The organism is Pseudomonas nitroreducens, assembly GCF_014204515.1.
Taxonomy (GTDB): Bacteria; Pseudomonadota; Gammaproteobacteria; order Pseudomonadales; family Pseudomonadaceae; genus Pseudomonas; species Pseudomonas nitritireducens_A.
Window position 1 is genome coordinate 82024 of the sequence record NZ_JACHLI010000020.1, and the last position, 21939, is coordinate 103962.

Genomic DNA, 21939 nt, shown 5'->3' on the forward strand with positions numbered 1-21939 from the left:
CTGCAGCCCTTGAGGACTCTTTACATGAGCACCTTTGAAACCATTGAGCTTCATATCGACCCGCGCGGCGTCGCCAACTTCTGGCTGAACCGCCCGGAGAAGAACAACGCCTTCAATGCCCAGACCATCGCCGAGCTGATCCAGGCGCTGGCCGCCGTGGCCAACGACGACCGCGTGCGCCTCGTCGTGCTGCGCGGCCGTGGCCGGCACTTCTGTGGCGGCGCGGACCTTGCGTGGATGCAGGAATCCGTGCAGCTGGACTACCAGGGCAACCTGGCCGACGCCCAGCAGCTCGCCGAACTGCTCTACAACCTGCACCAGTTGAACAAGCCGACCCTTGCCGTGGTCCAGGGCGCAGCCTTTGGCGGCGGCGTCGGGCTGGTGGCCTGCTGCGACATGGCGCTGGCCGCCGAAGACGCGCAGTTCTGCCTGTCCGAAGTGCGTATCGGCCTGATCCCGGCGACCATCGGTCCCTTCGTCACCAAGGCCATCGGCCAGCGCGCCGCCACCCGCTACGCCATGACCGCCGAGCGCTTCAGCGGCATCCGCGCCCGCGAGCTGGGCCTGGTGGACGAGCACCATCCGGCCGCCGAACTGGACGAGAAAGCCGACGCCTGGATCGCCAACCTGCTGAATAACAGTCCGGCGGCCCTGGTGGCCTGCAAGGCGCTGTTCCACGAAATCGGCGCCGGTGAACTGACCCCAGAACGCCGCCGCTACACCGAAGCCGCCATCGCCCGCATCCGCATCAGCCCCGAGGGGCAGGAAGGCCTGCGCGCCTTCCTGGAAAAACGCAAACCGGCCTGGCAGGAGCAAGTCTGATGAAGAAGATCGATACCCTGCTGGTGGCCAACCGCGGCGAGATCGCCTGCCGCGTGATGCGCACCGCCAAGGCCCTGGGCCTGACCACCGTGGCCGTGCACAGCGCCACCGACCGCAATGCCCGCCACGTCGAAGAGGCGGACATCGCCATCGACCTGGGCGGCGCCAAGCCCGCTGAAAGCTACCTGCGCGCCGACGCCGTGCTGGCCGCCGCCAAGGCCGCCGGCGCCCAGGCCATCCACCCCGGTTACGGCTTCCTCTCGGAGAACGCCGGCTTCGCCCGCGCCTGCGAAGAGGCCGGGCTGGTGTTCCTCGGCCCGCCGGCCAGCGCCATCGACGCCATGGGCAGCAAGTCCGCCGCCAAGGCGCTGATGGAAACCGCCGGCGTGCCGCTGGTGCCCGGCTACCACGGCGAGGCCCAGGACTATGCGACCTTCCAGCGCGAGGCGCAGCGCATCGGCTATCCGGTGCTGCTCAAGGCCGCGGCCGGTGGTGGCGGCAAGGGCATGAAGGTGGTCGAGCGCGAGGCCGAACTGGCCGAAGCGCTGGAATCCGCCCAGCGTGAAGCGCAGTCCGGCTTCGGCGACTCGCGCATGCTGGTGGAGAAATACCTGACCAAGCCGCGCCACGTGGAAATCCAGGTGTTCGCCGACCAGCACGGCCACTGCCTGTACCTCAACGAACGCGACTGCTCGATCCAGCGCCGCCACCAGAAAGTGGTGGAGGAAGCGCCGGCGCCGGGGCTGTCCACTGAACTGCGCGCCGCCATGGGCGAGTCCGCCGTACGTGCCGCCCAGGCCATCGGCTACGTCGGCGCTGGTACTGTCGAGTTCCTCTACGACGAAGGCAGCGGCCAGTTCTTCTTCATGGAAATGAACACCCGCCTGCAGGTGGAACACCCGGTCACCGAAGCCATCACCGGCCTCGACCTGGTGGCCTGGCAGATCCGCGTCGCCCGTGGCGAGCCGCTGCCGATCACCCAGGAACAGGTGCCGCTGATGGGCCACGCTATCGAAGTGCGCCTGTATGCCGAAGACCCGGAAGGTGGCTTCCTGCCCGCCAGCGGCCACCTCGCGCTGTACCGCGAACCCGCCGCCGGCCCCGGCCGCCGCACCGACAGCGGCATTCGCGAGGGCGACGACATCTCGCCGTTCTACGACCCGATGCTGGCCAAGCTGATCGCCTGGGGCGAGAACCGCGAGGAAGCCCGCCAGCGCCTGCTGTCGATGCTGGCGGAAACCGCCGTCGGCGGCTTCAAGACCAACCTGGCCTTCCTGCGCCGCGTGCTGGCCCACCCGGCCTTCGCCGAAGGCGAGCTGGACACCGGCTTCATCGGCCGCTACCAGGACACCCTGCTGCCGGCTTCCACCGCCCTGCCCGAACGCTTCTGGCAGCTCGCCGCCGAAGCCTGGGTGCAGAGCGAAGCCGCCCGCGTACGCGCTGACGATGCCCATTCGCCATGGTCCGCCCAGAGCGGCTGGCGCAGCGGCCTGCCGGGGGAAACCGACCTGCACCTGTTGGCCAAGGGCGAGTCCCAGGTGGTGCGCCTGCGCCATGCCGATGGCCAGCGTATCGCCAAGCTGGATGGTCAGTGGCTGGATGTAAAGGATGGTGAAGTCCGTCGCCGTCATCAGGTGATCCGCCGTGGCGACCACCTCTATCTGGAATGGAACGGCGAGCTGATAAGCGTGCAGCGCTTCGACCCCATCGCCGAGGCCGAAGCCGCGCATTCGCACCAGGGTGGCCTGGGCGCGCCGATGAACGGCAGCATCGTGCGCATTCTGGTCGAACCCGGCCAGAGCGTCGAAGCCGGCGCCGCGCTGGTGGTGCTCGAAGCCATGAAGATGGAACACAGCATTCGCGCGCCGCACGCTGGCGTGGTGAAATCGCTGTATTGCAGCGAAGGCGAGCTGGTGTCCGAAGGCACCGCGTTGGTGGAGCTGGAAGAAGCGCCGGCCTGACGCCGGCATTTGTAGGGCGCATAACGCGCCAGCGCTATCCGCCGCCGGACAACGGCGGATAAAGCGTGCCGCTTTATGCGCCCTACCTGGCTGAATGGCGCACACCGATGCAGGCAGTGGCAGAGGACAGTCCCCTCTCCCTATGGGAGAGGGTTAAAGTGAGGGGAAGCCCCGCTGCGGTCGGCCAGCCCTCACCCCAGCCCTCTCCCAGGGGGAGAGGGAGTATCCGAGCCGGGCGGACCTTCCGCGTGAACCGGAAGCCTCCCGCCGCTGAGAACAGTCCCCTCTCCCTTCAGGGAGAGGGCTAGGGAGAGGGTGCCGAACACTGCGCACCCTCCTCCACGAAACACTACGAGGACCACAAATGACCCTGCCAACATCCGTCCGCCTGGTCGAAGTCGGCCCGCGCGACGGCCTGCAGAACGAGAAACAGCCCATCGCCGTCGCCGACAAGGTGCGCCTGGTGGACGACCTCACCGCCGCCGGCCTGGGCTACATCGAAGTCGGCAGCTTCGTCTCGCCCAAGTGGGTGCCGCAGATGGCCGGTTCGGCCGAAGTCTTCGCCGGCATCCAGCAGAAAGCCGGCGTCACCTACGCGGCCCTGGCGCCAAACATGAAGGGCTTCGAGGCCGCACTGGAATCGCAGGTCAAGGAAGTGGCGGTGTTCGCCGCCGCCTCCGAGGCCTTCTCGCAGAAGAACATCAACTGCTCGATCAAGGAGAGCCTGGAGCGCTTCGTTCCGGTGATGGAAGCGGCGCGCCAGCACGGTGTGCGCGTGCGCGGCTACGTCTCCTGCGTGCTCGGCTGCCCCTACCAGGGTGAGGTGGACGCGGAACAGGTCGCCGCCGTCGCTGCGGAATTGCACGCCATGGGCTGCTATGAAGTTTCCCTGGGCGACACCATCGGCGTCGGCACCGCCGGTGCCACCCGGCACATGTTCGAAGTCGTCGGCCAGCGCGTGCCACGCGCGCAACTGGCCGGGCACTTCCACGACACCTACGGCCAGGCCACGGCGAACGTCTACGCGAGCCTGCTGGAAGGCATCGCGGTGTTCGACAGCTCGGTCGCCGGCCTCGGCGGTTGCCCCTACGCCAAGGGCGCCACCGGCAACGTCGCCACCGAGGATGTGCTCTACCTGCTCAACGGCCTGGGCATCCACACCGGCATCGACCTGGACCTGCTGATCGACGCCGGCCAGCGCATCTGCTCGGTGCTCGACAAGCCCAACGGCTCACGCGTGGCCAAGGCGCAGCTGTCCAAGCGCTGAGGCCAGCACGGACCGTAGGGCGGATATCGACCCCCCTGGCTTGATCGCGCTTCTACGTGAACTTCTGCGCAAGGATCTGCCCTCTCCCTAACCCTCTCCCTGAAGGGAGAGGGGACTGGTTCGGTGCAGGTTGAAACTAATGAGTCAGTTGGCACAGACGGCTCCCTCTCCCTTCAGGGAGAGGGCTGGGGAGAGGGAGAAACCAAGCCACGGGCTTCCGGAAAGAAGAAAGTTGCTCCTACCAAGGGGCACTGTGTTCAACGGCTGTCGTAGGAGCGGACTCCGTCCGCGATGGCCCCGCACAAACCGGGAAACAATCGCGGACGGAGTCCGCTCCTACGCGGTGCCCACCCGTTCAGCAATGCTGACCCTGCTGCCACATCCCGGTACAGGATCGTAGGGCGCATAAAGCGGCACGCTTTATCCGCCACCAGCCCATCGGCGGATAACGCCGATGGCGTTATACGCCCTACTCGATGCCGGCCCGCCCACATTGATCTCAACCTGTAGGAGCGGACTCCGTCCGCGATGGCCCCGCACAAGCCGGGAAACAATCGCGGACGGAGTCCGCTCCTACGCGGTGCCCACCCGTTCAGCAATGCTGACCCTGCTGCCACATCCCGGTACAGTGCGCCCTCTGTCCACCCCGCGCACGGCCTGCCCATGACCGACACCCACAGCCTCAAGGACTACCCCAGCGTTCGCCAACTGGCGATCCGCTCGCTGTTCGAGATCTTCGAGCAGTTCAGCGAAGGCACGGTGATAGTCGACCGCGAGGCACGCATCGTCTGGATCAACCAGCGCTATGCCCAGCGCTTCGGGCTGGACAGCGCCGAGCAGGCCATCGGCCGCCCGGTGGAACAGGTGATCCCCGGCAGCCTGATGCGCGAGGTGGTCAGCAGTGGTCGGCCGATGCTGCTGGACATCCTCGACATGGCCAAGGACCCGCTGGTGGTCATGCGCGTGCCGATCCGCGACGACGCGGGCGAGGTCATCGGCGGCATCGGCTTCGCCCTGTTCGACGAGCTGCGCACACTCTCGCCGCTGCTTACCCGCTACCAGCGCATGCAGGCCGAGCTGGCCTCGACCCGCTCGCTGTTGCAGGCACGCCAGGCCAAGTACAGCTTCGGGCACTTCATCGGCACCAGCACCGCCAGCCTGGAAGTGAAGCGTCGCGCCCGCCGGGGCGCCGCCAGCGAGGCGCCGATCCTGCTGCTGGGCGAGACCGGCACCGGCAAGGAGCTGCTGGCCCACGCCATTCATGCCTCATCTCCACGCGCCGACAAACCCTTCGTCAGCCTCAACGCCGCCGCCATCCCCGAAACCCTGCTGGAGGCCGAATTCTTCGGCACCGCGCCGGGCGCCTTCACCGGCGCCGACCGCAAGGGCCGCGCCGGCAAGCTGCAGATCGCCCAGGGCGGCACACTGTTCCTCGACGAGATCGGCGACATGCCGCTGACCCTGCAGAGCAAGCTGCTGCGCGTGCTGCAGGAAAAGGAATTCGAACCGGTGGGCTCCAACGAGGTGCTGCGCAGCGACATCCGCCTGATCGCCGCTACTTCCATCGATCTCGACGCCGCCGTGCGCGAGGGGCGCTTCCGCGCCGACCTGTTCTACCGCATCAACGTCCTGCCCATCGAGATCCCGCCGCTGCGCGAGCGCCTGGAGGACCTGCCGGCGCTGTGCGAAGCCATCCTCGACGGCCTGCGCGACGACCGCCAGACCCTCTACGAGCTGGATGCCGGCGGCCTCGCCCTGCTCGCCCGCCACGCCTGGCCGGGCAACGTGCGCGAGCTGCGCAACCTGCTGGAGCGCACCGTGCTGCTGGGAGACCGCCCGCAGATCGACGCCACTGCCCTGCGCTCGGCGCTGGGCGAGCTGCAACCACTGCCAGCCGTGTCGACGGCAACGAGCGCCCAACTCAGCGAAGGCCAGGATTTCTACGCAGCCCGCGACGCCTTCGAGCGCGAGCTGATCGCCAACACCCTGGCCGAGCACAGCGGCAACGTCGACGCGGCTGCGCAGCGCCTGGGCCTGGGGCGCTCGACGCTGTACAAGAAGATGGCTGCTCTAGGCATCTCGTCCTGAAAACGAGACACGTCTCAAAATAGAGACAAACCCGCGAACTGCGATAAAACGGGAAAATATCCCCAGCGGCGCCGCCAATGTCTCCAATCCGAGAAAAAGCTTTGCCGCCACTTACTATCATTCTCAAAATAAGACTTGTAAATCAATTAGTTACAGTCTTGGCACAGTCCTGGCTATAGCGTCTGTCGCGGCACCCGTCCGCACAGCCGACATAACAACAATCAACGCTGCCCGAACGCGAACCTACCCCAGCGGACACCACGGCTAGTCCCGCTTCGCACACGGCGCCGCGCCAGGAGATCACCCGATGAGCCGCTCCAAGCTCAATCATGCCGCCGCCCTGACCGCCCTCGGTTCCACCCTCGCCCTCTCGCCCCAGGCCTTCGCCGAATTCATCGCCGACAGCAAGGCCAGCGTCGAACTGCGCAACTTCTACTTCAACCGCGACTTCCGCCAGGACAACGCCGCGCAGTCCAAGCAGGAAGAGTGGGCGCAGGGCTTCCTGCTGCGCTACGAATCCGGCTACACCGAAGGCACCATCGGCGTGGGCGTGGATGCCCTCGGTCTGCTGGGCGTGAAGCTGGACTCCAGCCCCGACCGCGCCGGCTCCGGTCTGCTGCCGCGCGATGTGCAGAAGAAAAACGGCGCACCGGACGACTACAGCGAACTGGGCCTGACCGCCAAGCTGCGTGCCTCGAAAAGCACCCTGAAGATCGGCACCCTGCTGCCCAAGCTGCCCACCGTGCTGGCCAACGATTCGCGCCTGCTGCCGCAGACCTTCGAGGGCGCGCACCTGAATTCCGCCGAGTTCGCCGGCCTGACCTTCGACGGCGGCCGCCTGCGCCAGGTGAGTCAGCGCGACTCCTCCAACCGCGAGGACATGACCGTCACCAGCGGCAGCGCGCGCGGCATCGTTGCCACCGACAGCAGCGACCAGTTCGACTTCGCCGGCCTCAGCTACAAGTGGACGCCGCAGCTGACCACCGGCTACAGCTACGCCAAGCTCGACGGTCTCTACGACCAGCACATCGTCAACCTCGTGCACGTGCTGCCCATCGCTGCCGGCCAGTCGCTGAAGACCGACCTGCGCTACGCGCGCTCCGACGACGACGGCCACAGCAACGTCGACAACCGCGCCTTCGGCGCCATGCTCACCTACACCCTGGGCGGCCACGGCTTCGGCGCCGGCTACCAGAAGATGAGCGGCGACACCGGCTTCGCCTACATCGGCGGCACCGACGCCTTCCTGGTCAACTTCGTACAGATCGGCGACTTCGCCAACCGCGACGAGAAGTCCTGGCAGGCGCGCTACGACTATGACTTCGCCGCCCTCGGGGTGCCGGGCCTGACCTTCATGACGCGCTACCTGTCCGGCGACAACATCGAGCTGGGCGCGGGCAAGCCCGAAGGCAAGGAGTGGGAGCGCGACACCGACATCGGCTACGTGGTGCAGAACGGCCCGCTGAAGAACTTCGGCGTGAAATGGCGCAACGCGACGGTACGCTCCAGCCACTTCGGCAACGACCTCGACGAGAACCGCCTGATCCTCAGCTACGTGCTGCCGCTCTGGTAACCGCCTGAACGCCTGATCGTCAAGCAAGCCCACTACAACAAGAACGAAGCGCGGTCCCAGGCCGCGCGACAACTGGAGATACTTCGATGAGCGTGGTCATCGCCCTCGCGGCCCTCGCCCTGCTGATGCTCGCCGCCTACCGCGGCTACAGCGTGATCCTCTTCGCCCCCATCGCCGCGCTGCTGGCGGTGCTGCTGACCGATCCGTCCGCCGTCGCCCCGGCCTTCACCGGGGTGTTCATGGAGAAGATGGTCGGCTTCGTCAAACTCTACTTCCCGGTGTTCCTGCTCGGCGCGGTGTTCGGCAAGCTGATCGAGCTGTCGGGCTTCTCGCGCTCCATCGTCGCCGCCGCCATCAGGCTGCTGGGCACGAGCCAGGCAATGCTGGTGATCGTGCTGGTCTGCGCCCTGCTCACCTACGGCGGCGTGTCGCTGTTCGTGGTGGTGTTCGCGGTCTACCCGTTCGCCGCCGAGATGTTCCGCCAGAGCGACATCCCCAAGCGGCTGATCCCGGCGACCATCGCCCTGGGCGCGTTCAGCTTCACCATGGACGCCCTGCCCGGCACCCCGCAGATCCAGAACATCATCCCCACCGCGTTCTTCAACACCACCGGCTGGGCTGCCCCCTGGCTGGGCGTGATCGGCAGCCTGTTCGTGTTCACCGTGGGCATGCTGTTCCTCCGCCGCCAGGCCGGCAAGGCGCGCGCCGCCGGTGAAGGCTACGGCACCGAGCTGCGCAACGAGCCGGAAACCGCCGCCGACATCAAGCTGCCCAACCCGCTGCTGGCACTCTCGCCGCTGGTGCTGGTGGGCGTCGCCAACCTGCTGTTCACCCACTGGATTCCCCAGCTCTACGGCAAGACCCACAGCCTGCAGCTGGCCGGCATGGCCGCGCCGGTGGCCAGCGACGTGGCCAAGCTGACCGGTATCTGGGCAGTGCAGGCGGCGCTGCTGCTGGGCATCCTGCTGGTGCTGGTGACCAGCTTCGCGGTGATCCGCAGCAAGATCGCCGAAGGCAGCAAGACCGCCGTCTCCGGTGCTCTGCTGGCGGCGATGAACACCGCTTCGGAATACGGCTTCGGCGCCGTGATCGCCTCGCTGCCGGGCTTCCTGGTGCTGGCCGATGCGCTGAAGAAGATCCCCGATCCGCTGGTCAACGAGGCCATCACCGTCACCACCCTGGCCGGCATCACCGGTTCGGCGTCGGGCGGCATGAGCATCGCCCTGGCGGCCATGTCCGAGCAGTTCATCGCCGCCGCCCACGCCGCCAACATTCCGTTGGAAGTGCTGCACCGGGTCGCCGCCATGGCCTCCGGTGGCATGGACACCCTGCCGCACAACGGTGCGGTCATCACCCTGCTCGCGGTCACCGGCCTGACCCACCGCGAGGCCTACAAGGACATCTTCGCCATCACCCTGATCAAGACCCTCGCGGTGTTCGTGGTGATCGGGACCTTCTACGCCACCGGCATCGTCTGAGCCGGTTGTTTTCAAGCGGTCGCCCCGCGGCGACCGCCCTGTTCCAGAGGAGATTTGCATGACTCTCAAAGGCAAGACCGCACTGGTCACCGGCTCCACCAGCGGCATCGGCCTGGGCATCGCCGCAAAGCTCGCGCAGGCGGGTGCCAACGTGGTGGTCAACGGCTTCGGCGATATCGACGGCGCCGTGCGCGAACTATCGGTGCACGGCACGCGCATCGGCCACCACGGCGCGGACATGGCGCAACCCGAGCAGATCGGGCAGATGATCGCCTACGTCGAGCGCGAGTTCGGCGGCCTCGACATCCTGGTCAACAACGCCGGCATCCAGCACGTCGCGGCGCTGGAGGATTTCCCCGTGGAGCGCTGGAACGCGATCATCGCCATCAACCTCTCCTCGGTGTTCCACACCACCCGCCTGGCGCTGCCGGGCATGCGCCAGCGCGGTTGGGGACGCATCCTCAACATCGCCTCGACCCACGGGCTGGTAGCCTCCGCCGGCAAGAGCGCCTACGTCGCCGCCAAGCACGGGGTGATCGGCCTGACTAAGACCACCGCCCTGGAAACCGCCACCACGGCCATTACCTGCAACGCCATCTGCCCCGGCTGGGTGCTGACGCCGCTGGTGCAGCAGCAGATCGACGCGCGGGTGCAGGCCGGCGCCACGCCCGAGCAGGCACGCCACGACCTGCTGGCGGAGAAGCAGCCGTCGCTGGACTTCGTCACCGCCGACCAGCTCGGCGAGCTGGCGCTATTCTTGTGTTCTGAAGCTGCCGCCCAGGTCCGCGGCGCCGCCTGGAACATGGATGGTGGCTGGGTCGCTCAATGAGCCTTTTGAACCACGCGAACTTCGTACAGCGCTTCGTGTCATGATTCGTAGGTACCGTCTGTCGGCGGTACCTTCGTCCCTTCGAATTCGCTGGAGTCGTAGTCGATGAACCAGGCGCTCTGGAGCCCCTCCCCCGAACGCATCGCCGCCACCCGCATGGATGCCTTTCGCCGCAAGGTCGCGCAGCAGCATGGCATCGACCTGCCCGACTACGCCGCGCTGCACGCCTGGAGCATCGCCGAGCGCGAAGCCTTCTGGCTGGCCATCGTCGACACCTTCGGCGTGCAGTTCCACGAGGCACCCACCGCGGTGCTCGAAGAAGGCCCGGAGATGCCCGATGCGCGCTGGTTCCCCGGCGCCACCCTGAACTTCGCCGAACACCTGCTGCGCCGCCGCGATCACAAACCGGCGCTGATCGCCATCAGCGAGGACGAGCGCCGCGAGGTGATCAGCCATGCCGAACTGGCGGCCCAGGTCGCCGGCCTGCAGAAGGCACTGCGCGAGGCCGGCGTGGGCGTCGGCGACCGTGTCGCGGCCTTCATGCCCAACACCTGGCAGACCGTGGTCGGCATGCTCGCCGCCACCAGCCTGGGCGCCACCTGGTCGAGCTGCTCGCCGGACTTCGGCACCCAGGGCGTGATCGACCGCTTCGGCCAGATCGAACCCAAGGTGCTGATCGCCTGCGCCGGCTACCGCTTCGCCGGCAAGCTGCAGGACCTGACCGCCAAGCTCAACGAAATCCTCGCCCAGCTGCCGACCCTGGAACAGTTGGTGATCGTCCCCTACGCCAACGGCCACGCGCGCCGCAGCGACTTCCACACCCCGGCGCGGGTCAGCCTCTGGCAGGACTTCTTCCTCAGCGGAGGCGAACCGGTATTCACCCCCGTACCCTTCGACCACCCGCTGTACATCCTCTACTCCTCCGGCACCACCGGCGTGCCCAAGTGCATCGTCCACGGCACCGGCGGCGTGCTGCTGCAGCACCTGAAGGAACATGGCCTGCACGTCGACCTGGGCCCCGACGACACGCTGTTCTACTACACCACCTGCGGTTGGATGATGTGGAACTGGCTGGTCTCGGGGCTCGCCGTCGGCGCTACGCTGGTGCTCTATGACGGCTCGCCGTTCCACCCCGGCCCCGAGCGCCTGATGGACCTGATCGACGCGGAGCACATCAGCGTCTTCGGCACCAGCGCCAAGTACATCGCCGCGCTGGAAAAGACCAACGTGCGGCCGCGCCAGACGCACTCCCTGGAGCGCCTGAAGACGATCCTCTCCACCGGCTCGCCGCTGGCCCACGAGAGCTTCGACTACGTCTACCGCGAGGTGAAACCCGACCTCTGCCTGTCGTCGATCTCCGGCGGCACCGACATCGTCTCCTGCTTCGCCATCGGCAACCCGACCGCACCGGTGTGGCGCGGGGAAATCCAGTGCAAGGCGCTGGGCATGGCGGTGGAGGTCTGGGACGAGGCCGGCAAGCCGGTGCACGGGGAGAAAGGCGAGCTGGTCTGCGTGCGGCATTTCCCGTCGATCCCGGTGGGCTTCTGGAACGACGAGAACAACGAGAAATTCCTCGACGCCTACTTCGCCACCTTCCCCGGTGTCTGGGCCCACGGCGACTATGCCGAGGAGACCGAGCACGGCGGCCTGGTCATCCACGGCCGCTCGGATGCCGTGCTGAATCCTGGCGGCGTGCGCATCGGCACGGCGGAAATCTACCGCCAGGTGGAGAAGATCGAGCAAGTGCTGGAATCCATCGCCATCGGCCAGGACTGGCAGGGCGACGTCCGTGTAGTGCTGTTTGTGCGCCTGCGCGAAGGCGTGGAGCTGGACGAGACACTGCAGGAACGCATCCGCCAGACCATCCGCAGCAACACCACCCCGCGCCACGTCCCGGCGAAGATCCTCGCGGTCAGCGACATCCCGCGCACCATCAGCGGCAAGATCGTCGAACTGGCAGTGCGCAACGTGGTGCATGGCCGGCCGGTGAAGAACACCGACGCGCTGGCCAACCCGCAGGCGCTGGAGCTGTTCAGGGATCGGAAGGAGCTGGAGAGCTGAGGCTTTCCGGTAACACCGTACCTGGGCCTCCCCCCAAAGCTGAAGAAATCCCGTAGGAGCGGACTCCGTCCGCGATGGCCCCGCCTCGCGCCGGACAACATCGTGGACGAAGTCCGCTCCTACGTTGGTGCCGTCCAACCCTGCGGCGGATAACGCTGGCGCGTTATGCGCCCTACAACGACGCCGGCGATGCGACGAATCAGACACCGCCCGGATGCGTGGTCCGGGCGGCGCTGATCAGGCGTCGCCCAGCGACTCGGTGCCCAGCTCGTCCCACACCGCCTCGGCGAGGTGGAAGGTGGCGTTGGCGGCCGGGATGCCACAGTAGATCGCGCTCTGCAGCAGGACTTCCTTGATCTCTTCGCGGGTCACGCCATTGTTGCGCGCGGCGCGCAGGTGCAGCTTGAGTTCGCCCTCGCGGTTCATGCCGATCAGCATGGCGATGGTGATCAGGCTGCGGGTGTGGCGCGGCAGGCCCGGGCGGGTCCAGATGTCACCCCAGGCATGGCGGGTGATCATTTCCTGGAACTCCTCGTTGAAGTCCGTGCGGTTCTGCAGGCTGCGGTCGACGTGGGCGTCGCCCAGCACCGCGCGGCGTACCTGCATGCCGGCTTCGTAGCGTTCTTTCTCGTCCATCAGGTAACTCCAAATTCAACCTGAAAAGCAGCTATGCGCGCAGGAAGGCCAGCACGCGCTGGCTGAAGGCATCGCCGGCCTGCACGTTGGACAGGTGCGCGGCGCGGAATTCCGCCAGCTCCGCGCCGGCAATGCGCGCCTGCAGGAAGCGCCCGTCCTCGGTGGTGGTCACCGGGTCGGAGGCGCCGCAGACCACCAGGGTCGGCGCGCTGATCGCAGCGATCTCGCCTCGGAAATCGGCATCGCGCACAGCAGCGCAGTTGGCCGCGTAACCTTCCGGCGAAGTCTGCGCCAGCATGCCGACGATGGGCTCGACCTTGCCTGGCTGCGCCTCGGCGAAGTCAGCAGTGAACCAGCGCGAGATCGATGCGTCACGCAAATTCCGCATAGCCTCGGCGCCACCGCTGAGCACGGTCTCGATACGCGGGTTCCACACTTCCGGGGTGCCGATCTTGGCGGCGGTGTTGCACAGCACCAGGCGCTCGATGCGCTCCGGCGCATGGATGGCCAGCCACTGGCCGATCAGGCCGCCCATGGACAGGCCGCAGAAATGCGCACGCGGGATATCGAGGGCGTCCAGCAGGGCCAGCACGTCGCGGCCGTTCTGCTCGACGCTGTAGGGGCCGGGAGTGACCAGCGAAGCGCCGTGACCACGGGTGTCATAACGCAGCACGCGGAAGTGTTCGGCGAAGGCCGGAACTTGCGCGTCCCACATGTGCAGGTCAGTGCCCAGGGAGTTGGACAGCACCAGCACCGGGGCGCCGGCAGGGCCTGCCAGAAGCGGCTCTTCGAGTAAATAGTTCAAGTCGCCATCGGCGAGACGTACGGCAGGCATGCAAGGCTCCTATCGGGATTCTTTGCGCAAAGAAAGTTCGTGGTGTTCGGCCAGCGCGCGTTCGACCCAGCGGCGCGCCTGACCCAGGTAGTGGGCGGGATCGAGCAGGCGATCCAGCTCCTCGGCATTCAGTTGTGCAGCGACCTCGGCATTGGCACCGAGCACAGCGCGCAGATGCGCACCCTCCTTCACCGCCTGCTTGCAGCACTGCTCCACCAGATGGTGCGCAGCGTCGCGGCCGATACGCTGGGCCAGGGCGATGCTCACGGCTTCGGCGAGTACCAGGCCGCGGGTCAGGTCGAGGTTGGCGAGCATGCGCTCCGCGTCGACTTCCAGGCCCGGCACCAGGCTCAGTGCCTGATGCAGCGCGCCGGAGACGAGGCAGCACAATTCCGGCAGGCTCTCCCATTCGGCGTGCCACAGGCCAAGGCTGCGCTCGTGTTCCTGGGGCATGGCGGCGAACAGCGTCGAGACTAGTCCCGGTGCACGGGTGGCCGCACCGATCAGCACGGCGGCGCCCACCGGGTTGCGCTTGTGCGGCATGGTAGAGGAGCCACCCTTGCCCGGCGCGGAGGGTTCGAAGACTTCGCCGGCCTCGGTCTGCATCAGCAGGCTGAGGTCACGGCCCAGCTTGCCGAGACTGCCGGCGATCAGGCCAAGCAGGCTGGCGAACTCCACCAGGCGGTCGCGCTGGGTGTGCCAGGGTTGCTCGGGCAGTTGCAGATTCAATTCTTCCGCCAAGGCTTCGGCCACCGCAAAGCCCTTTTCACCGAGCGCCGCAAGGCTGCCGGAGGCGCCGCCGAACTGCAGGCACAGCAGGCGCGGTTTCAGCTCAATCAGGCGCTGGCGGTGGCGGGTGATCGCGCCCAGCCAGCCGGCGATCTTCATGCCGAGGGTAATCGGCGTGGCGTGCTGCAGCCAGGTGCGGCCGACCATGGGGGTGCCGGCGTGGGCCTGGGCTTGCACGGCTAGCGCATCGGCCAGTTGGGCGAGATCGCTTTCCAGCAGTTCGATGGCGGCGCGCAGTTGCAGGACCAGCCCGGAATCCATGGCGTCCTGGCTGGTGGCGCCCAGGTGCACGTAGCGCTCGGCTTCGGCGCTTTCGGCGGCAATGCGACTGCCCAGCGCCTTCACCAGCGGGATCGCGGAGTTACCGGCGCTGCAGATGGCCTGGGCCAGCGCGTCGAAATCGTAGAGTTCGGCGTGGCAGGCAGCGGCGATGGGCGACACGACGCAGGACGGGATCACGCCGACGCGGGCCTCGGCGCGAGCCAACGCGGCCTCGAAGTCGAGCATGCCCTGCACCCGGCCGTGGTCGCTGAAGATCGCGCGCATGGCCGGTTGGGTGAAGTAAGCGTCGAACAGGTGGTTGGTGCTCACTGGAGTGACTCCGGAGATCGGCTTGCGAGGTCGGGACAGTATGACCGCAGAGCTTGCCTTGCGTAGGGCGCAAAACGCGCCAGCGTTATCCGCCGTCCCCGCGGCTGGCGGATAACCTGTTCCAGGTTATCCGCCCTACGAGACTGCCCTCACCCCAGCCCTCTCCGCAGGGAGAGGGAGCCGTCCTCAGCGAATGATCATATCGGCGTGCATCCTGCAGTTTCCGGATGACTACGCGCTGATATCCACGCCGAACGGTCCCCTCTCCCGCTTGCGGGAGAGGGTTAGGGTGAGGGGCCCTTGATCAAACGCGCTCGATCACCAGCGCCACGCCCTGCCCTACGCCCACGCACATGGTGCACAGGCCGAGCTTGCCGCCGGACTTCTGCAACTGGTGCACGGCGGTCAGTACCAGGCGCGCGCCGCTGGCGCCCAGCGGATGGCCGAGGGCGATGGCGCCACCGTTGGGGTTTACCCGCGCATCGTCATCGGCGATGCCGAGATCGCGAGTGACCGCCAGGCCTTGCGCAGCGAAGGCTTCGTTCAGCTCGATGACATCGAACTGGTCCACCGACAGGTTCAGGCGCTCCAACAGCTTGCGCACCGCCGGCACCGGGCCGATGCCCATCACCCGCGGGGCGACACCGGCGCTGGCCATGCCCAACACTCGCGCCCTGGGAACGAGGCCGTGTTTCTTCACCGCTTCGGCACTGGCGAGGATCAGCGCCACCGCGCCGTCGTTGACGCCCGAGGCGTTGCCGGCGGTGACGGTCTTGCCTTCGCCGTTGACCGGTTTGAGCTTGGCCAGCGCTTCCAGGGTAGTGTCCGGGCGCGGGTGTTCGTCAGTGTCGACCACGGTCTCGCCCTTGCGGCCCTTGATCACCACCGGGACGATTTCCTCGGCGAAGTAGCCGCTGGCCTGGGCGACGCCAGCACGCTGCTGGCTACGCAGGGAAAAGGCGTCCTGGTCGGCACGGTTGACGTTGTAATCGTCAGCCACGTTGTCGGCGGTCTGCGGCATGGCGTCCACGCCGTACTGCGCCTTCATCAGCGGGTTGATGAAGCGCCAGCCGATGGTAGTGTCCTCGATCTTCTGCCCACGGCCGAAGGCGCTGTCGGCCTTGCCCATCACGTAGGGCGCGCGGGACATGGATTCCACGCCGCCGGCGATGACCAGTTCGGCCTCGCCGCTGGCGATGGCGCGGAAGCCGGTACCCACCGCGTCCAGGCCCGAGGCGCAGAGTCGGTTGAGGGTCACGCCCGGTACGCTTTCCGGCAGGCCGGCCAGCAGCAGCGCCATGCGTGCCACGTTACGGTTGTCCTCGCCAGCCTGGTTGGCGCAGCCGAGGTAGACCTCGTCCAGCGCGGCCCAGTCGACCTGCGGGTTACGCTCCACCAGCGCCTTTACCGGCACGGCGCCGAGGTCGTCGGCGCGCACGCCGGAGAGCGAGCCGCCGAAGCGGCCGATGGGCGTGCGCACGGCGTCGCAGATGAACACCTCGCGACTCATTCCTCACCTCCCAACTGGCCGTGGGCAGCGGCTGTACGGGCTTCGAGGGCGCGCAGGGCTTCCAGCTCGACGTCGGTCGGTGCGACGGTTTCCTTTACCTGGTCGGCGAAGCGGATCGCCCAGCCGGTGTTCTCGACCACCTGCTCGCGGGTCACGCCCGGGTGCAGGGTAGTGACGATGAATTCATTGCTGCCGGCTTCCGGCTCCATGATGCAGAGGTCGGTGATGATCGCCACCGGGCCCTTGCCGGGCAGGCCGAGCTGCTGGCGGTGGTCGCCGCCCTCGCCGAAACCGACCGAGGTGATGAAGGCCAGCTTGTCGACGAAGGTGCGGTGCGACTGCTTGAGGATGATCAGCACTTCCTTGGCGGAACCGGCGATCTCCGGCGCGCCGCCGGCGCCGGGCAGGCGCACCTTCGGTTTGTGGTAGTCGCCGATGACGGTGGTGTTGATGTTGCCGAAACGGTCGACCTGCGCTGCGCCGAGGAAGCCGACGTCGATGCGCCCGCCCTGCAGCCAGTAGCGGAAGATCTCGCCTGTGGGCACCACGGTGTCGGCGGTTTCGGCCAGCTCGCCGTCACCGATGGACAGCGGCAGCACGCTGGGCTTGGCGCCGATGGGGCCGGATTCGTAGATCAGGACCACGTCGGGCGATGCGGTCAGGCGCGCCAGGTTGGCGGCCTTGGACGGCAGGCCGATACCGACGAAGCAGACGGCGCCGTTCTTCAGGCGGCGGGCGGCGGCCACGGTCATCATTTCATTGGTGCTGTAGGCGCTCATCAGTTGGCCTCCGCGAGCTTGGCTTGGAACGCTGCAAAATCCTGGGTGCCGCGGATGTAGGTATCGATCCAGGCGTTGAAGGTGTCGCGGTCGCGGGCGATCGGGTCCCAGGCCTGGTAGAAGCGGTTGTCGCGCTCGGAGTAGCCGTGGGCGTAGGACGGGTGCGAACCGCCGGGCACCAGGCAGACGGCGGACAGCGCCCAGGTCGGCAACACGCAGGAGTTCATCGGCGCGTTGAGGTCGTCGACGATTTCCTCGACGGTGACGATGCAGCGCTTGGCGGCCAGGGCAGCTTCCTTCTGTACGCCGAGGATGCCCCACAGCAGCACGTTGCCCTTGCGGTCGGCCTTCTGCGCGTGGATCACGGTGACGTCCGGACGCACCGAAGGCACGGCGGCCAGTTGCTCGCCGGTGAACGGGCAGTTGATGAACTTGATATTCGGGTTGACCTTGGGCAGGTCGGAACCGGCGTAGGCGCGCAGCACGGCGAACGGCAGGCCCGAGGCGCCGGCAACGTAGGAGTTGGCGAGGTCGGCATGGCTGTGCTCGTCGATCTCCAGCTCGCGCGGCCAGCCCTTCTCCACCGCGTCACGCAGGCGATGCAGCGAACCGACGCCGGGGTTGCCGCCCCAGGAGAAGGTCAGCTTGCGCACGCAGCCGGCGCCGATCAGCAGGTCGTAGACCAGGTCGGGGGTCATGCGCACCAGGTGCAGGTCTTTCTTGCCCTGGCGGATCAGCTCGTGGGAGGCAGCGGTGGGAATCAGGTGGGTGAAGCCTTCGAGCGCGACGGTGTCGCCGTCGTTGACGAAGCGCTCGACCGCTTCGCGGAGGGTGAGGAGTTCAGCCATGGTCGGTCTCGTTGTGTTGGGGGTGCCGATGGGAAAACAGTACCGTCGGGGGGATGGACGAACAATGCGATAATCGACTATTGGTGCGAATATCGAACACTTCTCTTAGGGGGCTAACGGACGCCATGGCGCTCGGCAGTCGTCCGCAAACGTGCGAGCGAGCAGTGCGTTCCGGTCCAGAGAACGGAGCGGCAGCGAAACGATCGCGGACGGAGTCCGCACCTACGATCCTGGCGAAAAAGGTGCCGGGGGCGTAGGAGCGGACTCCGTCCGCGATGGCTCCCCGGCCACGCCGGGGTCTGAGGTGCTCTGCGTAGGATGGCGAAGAGCGGAGCGATACCCATCGGCCCGTGCATCGACAGCATGGGTATCGCTGCGCTCCACCCATCCTACGTCGGGGTTACCGGCAGGGCCGGGAGTCAGGCTTCCTGCAGCGCGCGAGGACGGCTGCTGCGGTCTTCGGCGTCGACGGAAACAGCCTGCTGCAGCTGGAAGTCGAACTCGATCTCGGCGAAGCGCCCTTCCACACCGCGCGCCTTCGCGGCAGTTGCGTCCTCGACGAAGCGCACCTCGCCGATCAGCCCGTCGCGGGTGGCATAGGCGAAGTCATCCCACAGGTATTGATCACCGGCGAGGTTGATCTGCGTTGTCAGGTGGCGATGCCCCGGTGCAGAAATGAAGAAGTGGATATGCGCCGGACGCTGGCCGTGGCGACCCAGTTGATCGAGCAGTTCCTGGGTCGGGCCATCCGGCGGGCAGCCGTAGCCGCTGGGCACGATGCTGCGGGCTTTGTAGCGGCCCTCAGCGTCGGTGACGATGCGCCGGCGCAGGTTGAACTCCGACTGGGTGCTGTCGAAGTAGGAGTACGTACCCTTGGTGTTGGCGTGCCAGAGGTCGACGACGGCGCCGGCCAGCGGCTTGCCGTCGAGGTCGAACACACGGCCGGAGAGGAACATCACGGTGCCCGCATCTTTCCCGTCATCCATGCGCGCTTCGCCTTCGGACAGTGGCGCGCCAGCCACGTACAGCGGGCCTTCGATGGTGCGTGGAGTACCGCCACCGATGCCGGCAGCGGCGTCCTGGGCGTCCAGCAGCAGGTCGAGGTAGTGCTCGATGCCCAGGCCCGCGACGACCAGTCCGGCTTCCTGGCGGGCACCGAGTCGGTTGAGGTAATCCACCGCCTTCCAGAACTCATCGGGGGTGACGTTCATATCCTCGATGAGCCTGGCGGTGTCCTGCAGCACTCGAAGGATCAACTGCTTCACCCGCGGGTTGCCGGCGTCATTCAGCGCGCCGCTGGCTTCTTCGAAGAACTTCTGGATATCGGCAGTCTGGGAAATCTTCACGGTCATGATGCGATCCTCATGTCTTGTTCTTGTGGATTCGTTCGGGACAGAAATCAGCGGTCGTCGGAATGGATCGAGGACGGATGGCGGCAGAGCCCGTCGACCTCGATGTCCATGTAGGGGAACAGCGGCAGCTGCATCAGGGTGTCGTGCAGTTCCTCGACGCTGGCGAGGTCGAACACGCTGTAGTTGGCGTAGTGCCCGGCGATGCGCCACAGGTGGCGCCACTTGCCCTCGCGCTGCAGGCGCTGGGCCAGTTCCTTCTCGTCGGCCTTGAGCTGGGCGGCCTTGGCCGGGTCCATGTCGACGGGCAATTTCACGGTCATCTTCACGTGGAACAGCATCGGGTCTTCTCCTCTATTCGGGCAGTCGGAAAGGGTTGCGAATCAGTGGCGGCGGAAGCGCGCCAGGCGCTCTTCGTCCAGCGTCAGGCCCAGGCCGGGCGTGCGTGGCACCTGCAGCTGGAAGTCGCGATAAACCGGCGCCTCGGTGACGATTTCCTCGGTGAGCAGCAGCGGGCCGAACAGCTCGGTGGCCCAGGTCAGCTTCTCCAGGGTGAGGAAGGCGTGGGCCGAGGCCAGGGTGCCGACCGCGCCTTCGAGCATGGTCCCGCCGTACAGGGCGATGCCGGCTGCTTCGGCGATCTGCGCGGTACGCAGGACGGCGCGCGGGCCGCCGTTCTTGGCGATCTTCAGGGCGAAGATGCTGGCCGCTCCGTCGGCGGCGAGGCTGAAGGCGTCTGCCACGCTCTCGATGGATTCGTCGGCCATGATCGGCGCCGGGCTGCGCTGGTTCAGGCGCACCTGGCCGCTGCGATTGATGCGCGAGATGGGCTGTTCGATGAGGTCGATGCCGTTCTCGCCGAGTACCTGGCAGCCACGGATGGCCTGGGATTCGTCCCAGCCCTGGTTGACGTCCACACGCACGCTGGCGCGCTCGCCCAGGGACTTCTTGATCGCCACCACGTGCTTGAGGTCCTGCTCCAGCGGGTTGGCGCCGATCTTCAGCTTGAAGATGCGATGGCGGCGGATGTCGAGCATCTGTTCGGCTTCGGCGATGTCGCGGGCGGTGTCGCCGGAGGCCAGGGTCCAGGCCACTTCCAGGCTGTCGCGCACTCGGCCGCCGAGCAGTTCGCTGACCGGCAGGCCGAGGCGCTTGCCCTGGGCATCCAGCAGCGCGCTCTCGATGCCGGAGCGGGCGAAGGTGTTGCCCTTGATCGACTTGTCCAGGCGCTGCATGCAGGCATTGATGTTGCTGGCGTCCTGGCCCTGGAGCAGCGGCGCGAAGTGCGCGTCGATGTTGGCCTTGATGCTTTCCGGGCTCTCGTTGCCGTAGGCCAGCCCGCCGATGGTGGTGGCTTCGCCGATGCCTTCAATGCCGTCGGAGCAGCGCAGGCGGATGATCACCAGGGTCTGCTGCTGCATGGTGTGCATGGCCAGCTTGTGCGGGCGGATGGTCGGCAGGTCGACGATGATCGACTCGATGCGTTCGATGACGGGGCTACTCATGGACGGCTTTCCGGTCTGTGGTGTTCTTGGAGTCGGGCATCGCCAGCGATACCCGGAAGGTCTTTTCACGATTGACGGAGGATTGCGCCGGGCCCTGCGGGCAGTCCAATATCGTTGCCGTCTTGTTGCATACCCTGGAGGTATCATGGAGCTGCGCCACCTGCGCTACTTCCGCGAAGTCGCCGGAACCCTCAACTTCACCCGCGCGGCCGAGCGCCTGCACATCGCCCAGCCGCCGCTGAGCCGGCAGATCCAGCAACTCGAAGAACTGCTCGGTGTACCGCTGCTGGAACGTGGCCGGCCGCTGCGCCTGACCGACGCCGGGCGCTACTTCCACGAGCAGACCGGCACCCTGCTGGCCCAGCTGGAAAGCATCTGCCAGAGCACCCGGCGCATCGGCCTGGGCGAGCGCCAGTGGTTCGGCATCGGCTTCGCGCCCTCGACGCTGTATGACGGGTTGCCCGAGTTGATCCGCGAACTGCGCGCGGACGCCGGGCTGGAACTGGGGTTGCAGGAGATGACCACGGTGCAGCAGGTCGAGGCGCTGAAAAGCGGGCGCATCGATATCGGCTTCGGGCGCATCCGCATCGACGATGCGGCCATTACCCAGCAGGTATTGCGCGAGGAACCGATGGTCGCCGTGCTGCCGGCCGGGCACCGTCTGCTCGGTGCCCCGCTGAGCCTGGAGCAACTGGCCGGCGAGGACTTCGTGCTCTACCCCGCCAACCCGCGCCCCAGCTACGCCGACCACGTGCTGGCGCTGTTTGCCAACCACGGCCTGGGCATCCGTGTTTCGCAGTGGACCAACGAGCTGCAGACCGCCATCGGCCTGGTCGCTGCCGGCCTGGGCGTGGCGCTGGTGCCGGCGTCGGTACAGCAACAGCACCGCGCCGATATCGGCTACGTGACGCTGACCGACGCCGAGGCAGTCTCGCCGATCATCCTCAGCCAGCGCCGCGGCGACGTGAGTGCGCCGCTGCAACGTTGCCTGCAACTGATCGGCGCGAAGCCGGCCTGA

At 67.0% G+C, this 21939-nt stretch carries 17 protein-coding genes and 1 pseudogene; 9 read left to right on the plus strand and 9 right to left on the minus strand.

Annotation, left to right across the window (positions count from 1 at the left end; all coding sequences use genetic code 11):
- Window positions 1-24 precede the first annotated feature (24 nt).
- From HNP46_RS22465 to HNP46_RS22500, 8 genes and pseudogenes are all read left to right on the plus strand, one after another.
- On the plus strand, window positions 25-822 hold the full coding sequence (locus HNP46_RS22465; protein ID WP_184593360.1) for a gamma-carboxygeranoyl-CoA hydratase: 798 nt from the start codon (window positions 25-27) through the stop codon (window positions 820-822).
- Window positions 822-2783 (plus strand): acetyl/propionyl/methylcrotonyl-CoA carboxylase subunit alpha, encoded by a 1962-nt coding sequence (locus HNP46_RS22470; protein ID WP_184593362.1) that lies wholly within the window; start codon window positions 822-824, stop codon window positions 2781-2783. The genes HNP46_RS22465 and HNP46_RS22470 overlap by 1 nt, the downstream gene beginning before the upstream one ends.
- Before the next feature lie 364 nt (window positions 2784-3147).
- Window positions 3148-4050: a hydroxymethylglutaryl-CoA lyase gene (locus HNP46_RS22475; RefSeq protein WP_184593364.1), complete on the plus strand. Its 903-nt coding sequence runs from the start codon at window positions 3148-3150 to the stop codon at window positions 4048-4050.
- Window positions 4051-4713: 663 nt separating this feature from the next.
- A pseudogene (locus HNP46_RS22480) lies at window positions 4714-6169 on the plus strand (sigma-54 interaction domain-containing protein); the annotation flags it as partial.
- Between the two features lie 276 nt (window positions 6170-6445).
- Entirely contained in the window at window positions 6446-7711 is a 1266-nt protein-coding gene (locus HNP46_RS22485) for an OprD family porin (RefSeq protein WP_184593369.1), read from the plus strand.
- A gap of 86 nt (window positions 7712-7797) precedes the next feature.
- The gene (locus HNP46_RS22490) at window positions 7798-9189 is read left to right on the plus strand and encodes a GntP family permease (RefSeq protein WP_184593371.1); all 1392 of its coding nucleotides are present in this window, start codon (window positions 7798-7800) and stop codon (window positions 9187-9189) included.
- A 58-nt stretch (window positions 9190-9247) separates the two neighbouring features.
- The gene (locus HNP46_RS22495; protein ID WP_184593373.1) at window positions 9248-10018 is read left to right on the plus strand and encodes a 3-hydroxybutyrate dehydrogenase; all 771 of its coding nucleotides are present in this window, start codon (window positions 9248-9250) and stop codon (window positions 10016-10018) included.
- 105 nt (window positions 10019-10123) lie between these two features.
- The gene (locus HNP46_RS22500) at window positions 10124-12079 is read left to right on the plus strand and encodes an acetoacetate--CoA ligase (RefSeq protein WP_184593375.1); all 1956 of its coding nucleotides are present in this window, start codon (window positions 10124-10126) and stop codon (window positions 12077-12079) included.
- A 237-nt stretch (window positions 12080-12316) separates the two neighbouring features.
- Here HNP46_RS22500 and pcaC read toward each other — a convergent pair whose 3' ends face one another.
- The 9 genes from pcaC to HNP46_RS22545 form a co-directional block, all read right to left on the minus strand.
- Window positions 12317-12715: a 4-carboxymuconolactone decarboxylase gene (pcaC, locus tag HNP46_RS22505; RefSeq protein ID WP_184593377.1), complete on the minus strand. Its 399-nt coding sequence runs from the start codon at window positions 12713-12715 to the stop codon at window positions 12317-12319.
- A 31-nt stretch (window positions 12716-12746) separates the two neighbouring features.
- The gene (gene pcaD, locus HNP46_RS22510) at window positions 12747-13550 is read right to left on the minus strand and encodes a 3-oxoadipate enol-lactonase (RefSeq protein ID WP_184593379.1); all 804 of its coding nucleotides are present in this window, start codon (window positions 13548-13550) and stop codon (window positions 12747-12749) included.
- 9 nt (window positions 13551-13559) lie between these two features.
- Complete coding sequence (locus tag HNP46_RS22515) at window positions 13560-14930, minus strand: 3-carboxy-cis,cis-muconate cycloisomerase (RefSeq protein ID WP_184593381.1); 1371 nt, start codon at window positions 14928-14930, stop codon at window positions 13560-13562.
- 304 nt (window positions 14931-15234) lie between these two features.
- Window positions 15235-16440 carry a 3-oxoadipyl-CoA thiolase gene (gene pcaF / locus HNP46_RS22520; RefSeq protein WP_184593383.1) on the minus strand — a complete coding sequence of 402 codons (1206 nt, stop codon included), beginning with the start codon at window positions 16438-16440 and terminating at the stop codon, window positions 15235-15237.
- Window positions 16437-17219, minus strand: coding sequence for a CoA-transferase subunit beta (locus HNP46_RS22525; protein ID WP_184593386.1), 783 nt, complete (start codon window positions 17217-17219; stop codon window positions 16437-16439). Before HNP46_RS22525 ends, pcaF begins: the two co-directional genes overlap by 4 nt.
- Window positions 17219-18067 carry a CoA transferase subunit A gene (locus tag HNP46_RS22530; RefSeq protein ID WP_184593388.1) on the minus strand — a complete coding sequence of 283 codons (849 nt, stop codon included), beginning with the start codon at window positions 18065-18067 and terminating at the stop codon, window positions 17219-17221. The genes HNP46_RS22525 and HNP46_RS22530 overlap by 1 nt, the downstream gene beginning before the upstream one ends.
- Before the next feature lie 419 nt (window positions 18068-18486).
- Window positions 18487-19419, minus strand: a complete 933-nt coding sequence (catA, locus tag HNP46_RS22535; RefSeq protein WP_184593390.1) for a catechol 1,2-dioxygenase — start codon at window positions 19417-19419, stop codon at window positions 18487-18489.
- Window positions 19420-19466: 47 nt separating this feature from the next.
- A complete protein-coding gene (catC, locus tag HNP46_RS22540; RefSeq protein WP_017519458.1) occupies window positions 19467-19757 on the minus strand; it encodes a muconolactone Delta-isomerase in 291 nt (96 codons plus the stop codon).
- Window positions 19758-19799: 42 nt separating this feature from the next.
- On the minus strand, window positions 19800-20921 hold the full coding sequence (locus HNP46_RS22545) for a muconate cycloisomerase family protein (RefSeq protein WP_184593393.1): 1122 nt from the start codon (window positions 20919-20921) through the stop codon (window positions 19800-19802).
- Window positions 20922-21066: 145 nt separating this feature from the next.
- Here HNP46_RS22545 and HNP46_RS22550 point away from each other — a divergent pair, with 145 nt between their 5' ends.
- A complete protein-coding gene (locus tag HNP46_RS22550) occupies window positions 21067-21939 on the plus strand; it encodes a LysR family transcriptional regulator (protein ID WP_184593395.1) in 873 nt (290 codons plus the stop codon).